Origin of the sequence: Pandoraea anhela, from assembly GCF_902459655.1 — a bacterium.
Lineage (GTDB): Bacteria > Pseudomonadota > Gammaproteobacteria > Burkholderiales > Burkholderiaceae > Pandoraea > Pandoraea anhela.
Map to the genome: position 1 here is coordinate 1 of NZ_CABPSB010000055.1, position 1,099 is coordinate 1,099.

A 1,099-nucleotide genomic window follows, 5' to 3' on the forward strand; every position below is an offset into this window, starting at 1 on the left:
TTATCCTTCTTCTTGAACATCTCCAGCATGCGCTGCGTGACGAGGAAGCCCCCGAACACGTTCACGGCGGCGAGCGCTACGGCCACGACCCCCATCGTCTTGCCGAGGCTGCCCTCGGTCAGTCCGGCAGCGAGCATCGCGCCCACGATCACGATGGCCGAGATGGCGTTCGTCACGGCCATGAGCGGCGTGTGCAGCGCGGGCGTGACGTTCCACACCACGTGATAGCCGACGTACACCGCCAGCACGAAGATGATCAGGTTGATCACCGTGTGATTGATCATTTCCATGATTTCCCCCTTATGCGGCGCGCAGCACTTGCCCGTCGCGGCACATCAGACATGCGGCGACGATATCGTCGTTGGTATCGATGACGAGCTTGCCTTCCTTGTCGATCACCAGCTTGAGGAAGTCGAGCACGTTACGAGCGTAGAGCGCAGAGGCATCGGCGGCGACCATGCCGGCGAGGTTGGTGTATCCGGCAATCGTCACGCCGTGGACCTTGACGACCTCGTCGGCCACCGACAGCGGGCAGTTGCCGCCGCCGTTCGGGCCGCGCCCGGCCGCCAGATCGATGATCACGGCGCCGGGTTTCATCGCCTTGACGGTGTCTTCGGCAATCAGGGTCGGGGCGGGGCGGCCCGGGATCAGCGCGGTGGAGATGACGATGTCGGCCTGCGTGAGGCGTGTGTGAACGAGTTGCGCCTGACGCGCGAGCCATGCCGCGGGCATCGGACGCGCATAGCCGCCCACGCCCTTGGCGATCTCGCGTTCCTCGTCGGTCTCGAAGGGCACGTCGATGAACTTCGCGCCGAGCGATTCGATCTGCTCGCGCACGGCCGGACGCACGTCCGACGCCTCGATCACCGCGCCCAGGCGTTTGGCCGTCGCGATGGCTTGCAAGCCCGCAACGCCCGCGCCAAGCACCACCAGCCGTGCGGCCTTGACCGTACCAGCCGCGGTCATGAGCATCGGCATGAAGCGTTGATACAGGTTCGCGGCGAGCATCACGGCCTTGTAGCCGGCGATGTTGGCCTGCGAGGACAGCACGTCCATGCTTTGCGCACGCGTGGTGCGCGGTGCGGCTTCGAGCGCGAAG

2 protein-coding genes are annotated in these 1,099 nt (G+C 65.5%); both read right to left on the reverse strand.

Translation table 11 applies throughout. The features are described 5' to 3' along the window. A partial coding sequence (locus PAN31108_RS26210) for an NAD(P) transhydrogenase subunit alpha part 2 (protein ID WP_150671662.1) occupies positions 1-290 on the reverse strand: 290 nt, incomplete at its 3' end. A 10-nt stretch (positions 291-300) separates the two neighbouring features. Further along, on the reverse strand, positions 301-1,099 hold a 799-nt coding region (locus PAN31108_RS26215), incomplete at its 5' end, for a Rossmann-fold NAD(P)-binding domain-containing protein (protein ID WP_150671663.1).